The sequence below is a fragment of the Actinomycetota bacterium genome (assembly GCA_040905475.1).
GTDB lineage: Bacteria > Actinomycetota > AC-67 > AC-67 > AC-67 > DATFGK01.
Map to the genome: position 1 here is coordinate 1 of JBBDRM010000117.1, position 5,298 is coordinate 5,298.

The following is a 5,298-nucleotide window of genomic DNA, read 5'->3' on the forward strand; positions in this document are numbered from 1 at the left end:
AGAGCGGGGATCGCGACGCTGATGCGCACCCCGTCATCGCGCTTGCGTGACAGCAACTCCGCAAGCTTAGGGATCCGCTCTGCCTCGTAGGTCCGCTGCGAAAGCCACCGGGTGGCGAGCCTGGTCGGGAGCGGAGCGTTGCTCGCGTGCAGCTTCATCGCTTGTCCTTTCCCCACTCGGCCCCGCACCGTATGCACACCACGGTGCGCGAGACCGGATCCACCAGCCGGTCCTCGCCGCGCGCCGCCACATGACCGCACTGAGGACATGTCTCAGCCGCCCCAGGTGGGTCGGTCTGTGCGCGGTCGTCGTGCCAGCGAGGACGCCTCATGCTCCTCATGCTCAGGGGGCCAGGGCGCGAACGGGTGGCGGTTATGTGACAGTTGGGTGTCGATTTCCCGCGGGGCCTAGCCCTGAGGCGTAAGCGATGCGTAGTCGGTGCGACGAAGGGGACGTTCCACCGCGTTTCCGCCCTCCGTGGCGACCGCGACTGCCTCCCCGTCGATCGCGAATGCGACTTCGGTCACGGGAGTGATCTCGGTGAGAGTCCACACGACCTGTGCGACTCGCAGGGCGACGAGCTCTGGAGGTGCGGGTGCCTGAAACTCGCCGCTGAGATCCACCCGCGCAAGTGCCTCCGAAACCGAGACGCCAAGGACGCTCACGTCCGGTGGCAACAGGCTCCCGATGCCCTCCGCCCTCTCGGCGGCGGTCGGGCCGTCCAGAAGAGCGCGCATCGCGGCCTCTGCGACGGGCAGGTCGGCTTGGATCCTGCGCGGGACTGCAAAGAGTCTGTTGCCACGAACGAGATAGACGGTGAAGGTCTGGGACTGCGCGGGCGACCCGGCCGCGCTCGGCTGGCGAGCGACGGGGAACGGCAGCTCCTCCGGAGGGATCTCCACCGTGCCCGACGTGCCCGCACATGCGGTCATGATCACGAGCAGGAGTACCATCATCGACCGTCTCAACGCGGATCCTCCAGGAGCGGACGGGACGGCAAACGCACGACGAACGACGTGCCCTCCCCCGGGATGCTCGTTACCTCGATGCTCGCCCCGAGGAGTTTGGCATTCTCCTGGGCGAGGGCAAGCCCAAGCCCGACGCCTCCGCGCTCACGCGTGCGGCTCCGGTCAGGTTTGTAGAAGCGACGGAAGACCATCGGCAGTTCCTCGGCTGCGATCCCGGGCCCACGATCCGAAACGGTGATGCGGAATCCATCCGGGTCGTCCGCGATGACGATCGACACATCTCGCCCCTCGCCGTGCTCGTAGGCGTTGTCGATCAGATTCCCAAGGATGCGTTCAAGGCGGACCTTGTCGGTCTCTATCTCGACCTTCGGGCCCGTCAGGGTCGCGTCGCGGCGGCGACGTTGGAGCAGGGCCTCGATGAAGGTGCGGATCTCGAGCGGCTCGACGCGCAACGCCGCACGTCCCGAGTCGAGGTCCGACACCTCCATCAGATCGTTCACCAACTTGCGCAACGCGGCCAAGTCCTCTCGCACAAGGCCGAGCGCCTCCCGACCATCCTCCGGCAAGCGGGCGGCATACTCGCCGACCACTTCGACTGCCGCCCCCAGAGCCGCGAGAGGCGTACGGAGCTCGTGGGATACCGCCGCGACGAAGTCGCGCTCATGTTGAACCATGTCGCGAAGCGCCTCCGCCATCTGGTTGAACGATGCGGCAAGCTGGCCCAATTCGTCGGCTGAGCGCGACTCGACGCGTGTTTCGAGCAGCCCCTCGGCCATCCGTTGCGCCGCGTCGCCGACCGCGGCGAGCGGATGCAAGATCCCGGCGCTGAGGCGACGCGCGAAGAACGCCATGAGTCCGACCACGATCACGCCTATCACCAAAAGTGCCCGACCGAGGATCGAGAAGGTGCGGTCGATGTCCTCCAGAGGGAAGAACAGGTAGAGATCGGTCTGCGCAGGGGGCAGAGGCGAGCCGAAGATCAACACGCGCTGGCTGCTCCGCCGCTCGATCCGGTAGCCAAAACCCTCCCGCCCGACCAACGCCCGGAGATCGCCCGGAGCGCTCTCAGGGGTGAGCTCGAGTCCCGTCGCGAACCACTGGTCGCCTACGGTGACCATCGCGTCGAAGTTCTGACGGATCTGAAGACGCGACACGAGCCCCCCTGCGTCTGGAGTCGTTGCAAGGAACTCGCGCGCGAAGAGCACCGCGAACAAAGTCTGCCGGGTCGAGGAACGGATGCGCTGGTCTTCGACGAGCCGCCGGACGGTAAGAAGCGTCGCGGCCGACAGTACGATCGCGAGTAAGGCGGCTCCCGCGACGAAAGCGATCGTGATGCGCAGGCGCAGACTGCGCCGCCGCAAGACCGCTGGGATCGCCGGCAATCGCGTCAACCATCCGTGACGAGCTTGTAGCCGAGCCCGCGCACCGTTTGGATCAACATGGGATTCGCAGGGTCCGACTCGATCTTGCTGCGCAAGCGTCTCACATGGGTATCGACAAGGCGGGAGTCACCCAAGTAGTCGTAACCCCACACCTGCTCCAGCAGCACTTCGCGCTTGAAGATGATGTTGGGCCTTGATGCGAGGGTGCAGAGCAGCTTGAACTCGGTCGTCGTGAGGCGTACGGGCTCGCCCGCCTTCCGAACCACGCCCGACTCAGGCTCTATCTCGACGTCGCCGGCCCTCAAGCGCGCGAGCGGTGGTTCGGATTGCACACGCCGCAAGAGCGCACGCACCCGCGCCACCAGTTCCCTCACGACGAACGGCTTCGCGACGTAGTCGTCTCCCCCTGACTCAAGCCCGACGACGACGTCGACCGTGTCGGTCTTCGCCGTCAGGAAGATCACCGGCACGTCGCTGCGTCGACGTATGTCGCGACAGAGTTCGAACCCGTCGCGCCGCGGAAGCATCACATCCAGGATCGCGAGGTCCGGCTTTGCGTCCTCGAGCAAGCGCATCGCTTCATCCGCGTCTGCGGCTTCGAGCACGTCGAAACCCTCCTGCGCCAGAGCCATCGCCGTGCCCCTCCGCAGACGGCGGTCGTCTTCAACGAACAGGATCGTGGCTTCCACGCCGGCATCTTAGAGAGGCCGACCCCAGACATGCTCGGGTCGCCGCTGAACCGCTGCGCCACCGTCACACGATCGACACGAAGAGCGGCCTGACGGTCTGCTAGCCTTCGCTCCGGAGCGCCGGGAAGCCTGGTCGGCAGATCGGCGCTTTTCGTTATTCTTAGACCTTTGCGTTCTCTAGGGGGGCCGCTATCGCCGCCGAGCGTGGACACGAGGATCCCGGAACCCTGGCGACACCGTGGGCGAAGTCCGATCGACGGTTGCCTCGTCTGCTCGCGCGTCCCCTGCAGCAGTTCCTGCAGACAGAGGCCTCTGGTGGGGTTCTGCTCTTGATCGCGGCGGCCGGTGCGCTGCTGTGGGCGAACATCGATCCGAGGTCATACGAAACGGCGTGGCATACCGACCTCAGCGTCGGGCTTGGCCGGTGGACGATCGACCAAGATCTTCGTCACTGGATCAACGATGCGGCCATGGCGGTGTTCTTCTTCGTCGTGGGGCTCGAGATCAAGCGGGAACTCGTCTCCGGAGAACTGCGAGACCGCAGGGCAGCGATCCTTCCGGTGGCGGCCGCGCTGGGCGGGATGCTGGTTCCGGCTCTCGTGTACTTCTCGATCACCGCGGGGACATCCGGATCCAGAGGATGGGGTATCCCGATGGCGACTGACATCGCATTCGCTGTCGGTATCCTCGCAGTCGTCGGGCGACATCTGCCCTCGAGTCTGAGGCTGTTCCTTCTCACGTTTGCCATCGTGGATGACCTCGGAGCCATCCTGGTGATCGCGATCTTCTATTCGGATGGCATCTCGCTTGCGCCTCTGTTGCTCGCGGCGGCACTCGTGTTGTTCATCGGATTGCTGCGTCGAGCACAGATCCAGGCGGGCTTCGTCTACCTGGTGCTCGGCATCGGAGTTTGGCTCGCCGTGTTCGCGTCCGGCATCCACGCAACGATCGCAGGAGTCGCCCTGGCCTTCGTTACGCCAGCGCTCGCATTCCAACGGCCCGCCGCCGTAAGCCAGGAGGCACGACGCGTCGCAGAGGAGACGTCGGACGAACCTTCACCTGCCGACATCGACGCACCTCAGTGGCTTCACCTCGCGGGCCTGACGCGGCAAGCCGTCTCACCGTTGGCTCGCCTCGAGCAGGCTCTGCACCCGTGGACGAGCTTCCTGATCGTCCCGCTGTTCGCGCTCGCAAATGCAGGAGTGCGCATCGGTGCGGACGCATTCAGCGACGCGAACTCAACGAGAGTGATGATCGCGGTCGCGCTTGGGCTCCTCATCGGCAAGATAGCCGGAATCACGCTGGGAGCGCTCGTCGCATCCAAGTTGCGGATGGCCCAGCTGCCTTCGGATGTCTCGTGGACGCAGGTAGTCGGTGTCGCGGCTGTCGGTGGAGTCGGTTTCACCGTCTCGCTCTTCATCGCTGGCCTTGCGTTCGACGACGTCCGCCTGCTCGAGGGCGCCAAACTCGGCATCCTGGCCGGCTCGGTCCTCGCCGGCATCGCCGGGAGCTTGATCCTTTCACGCAGTCGGCCCCGAAGGATGGAGGACCATCTTGATACGGCGAACCAACCTTGAGTAGAGAGCTACGACAGTCGATCGATGCCCGGGACACGGTCGAAGCCGGCATCGAAGCTCGCGATGCGGTCGATCTCGTTCGCCCTCATGACGGCCACATGGAGCGCGTCGCGCGCCGAGACGCCGTAGCGGCTCATGACGATCTCCTTCGCGGCCTCGACATCTGCGAGGGCGACCGGTAACACCTGATCGACGATATCGATCACAGCGATGAAGGCCGGCTGGATCGCATCGATCCGATCGATCGCCGTGTATCGGTGGAGGATCTCCTGGAGCACCTCGACATCGGTAACGAGGCGCTCACCCCTCGCGATGAGGTCGTCGAGTATCCGCACTGCATCGGTCTTGTGAGGGTGCTCGGCGCCGACCAGATACATCGGCAAGTTGGAGTCGATGAAGATCAAGGCGCCGCGTATCCACGCTCGATCTCGCGGAGCATCTCGTCGATGTCGGCGGTCGGGAAAGCGTGGCGCGCAGCGGCTCGCACCGCCGCCAGTTTGCGCGCCGGCTCGCGTGCCGAGGACTGCGTACGCGCAGTGCGCAGCGCCTGCCGCACCCACTCGGACACCGTCATCCCATGCCGCAGGGCCTCCTCGCGGATAGTCGCCAGCTCCTGTTCGTCGAAGACGACTTGAAGGCGCTTACTCATGGTATGAGTTTAATACACTACTCGATAAGTGGG

6 protein-coding genes are annotated in these 5,298 nt (G+C 65.2%); 1 reads left to right on the forward strand and 5 read right to left on the reverse strand.

The annotated features are described in order from the left end of the window. Nucleotides 1-407: 407 nt before the first annotated feature. From WEB06_13805 to WEB06_13815, 3 genes are read right to left on the reverse strand one after another with little or no spacing between them, the layout of a single operon-like run. On the reverse strand, nt 408-968 hold the full coding sequence (locus WEB06_13805; GenBank protein ID MEX2556686.1) for a GerMN domain-containing protein: 561 nt from the start codon (nt 966-968) through the stop codon (nt 408-410). After that, the gene (locus tag WEB06_13810; GenBank protein ID MEX2556687.1) at nt 965-2,350 is read right to left on the reverse strand and encodes an ATP-binding protein; all 1,386 of its coding nucleotides are present in this window, start codon (nt 2,348-2,350) and stop codon (nt 965-967) included. The genes WEB06_13805 and WEB06_13810 overlap by 4 nt, the downstream gene beginning before the upstream one ends. 5 nt (nt 2,351-2,355) lie before the next feature. Then, on the reverse strand, nt 2,356-3,039 hold the full coding sequence (locus WEB06_13815; GenBank protein ID MEX2556688.1) for a response regulator transcription factor: 684 nt from the start codon (nt 3,037-3,039) through the stop codon (nt 2,356-2,358). A 260-nt stretch (nt 3,040-3,299) separates the two neighbouring features. On the opposite strand from WEB06_13815, the gene nhaA reads away from it, so the two are divergent. Beyond that, nucleotides 3,300-4,616, forward strand: coding sequence for a Na+/H+ antiporter NhaA (gene nhaA, locus WEB06_13820; protein MEX2556689.1), 1,317 nt, complete (start codon nt 3,300-3,302; stop codon nt 4,614-4,616). 8 nt (nt 4,617-4,624) lie between these two features. Here nhaA and WEB06_13825 read toward each other — a convergent pair whose 3' ends face one another. Both WEB06_13825 and WEB06_13830 read right to left on the reverse strand, forming a co-directional pair. Beyond that, nucleotides 4,625-5,020 (reverse strand): type II toxin-antitoxin system VapC family toxin, encoded by a 396-nt coding sequence (locus WEB06_13825; GenBank protein ID MEX2556690.1) that lies wholly within the window; start codon nt 5,018-5,020, stop codon nt 4,625-4,627. Next, a complete protein-coding gene (locus WEB06_13830) occupies nt 5,017-5,265 on the reverse strand; it encodes an antitoxin (protein MEX2556691.1) in 249 nt (82 codons plus the stop codon). The genes WEB06_13825 and WEB06_13830 overlap by 4 nt, the downstream gene beginning before the upstream one ends. Between the last annotated feature and the right edge of the window lie 33 nt (nt 5,266-5,298).

Coding starts and splice junctions, on each gene's coding strand:
- WEB06_13830 (MEX2556691.1), bottom strand. CDS start 5,265: ATGAGTAAGCGCCTTCAAGTCGTCTTCGACGAACAGGAGCTGGCGACT.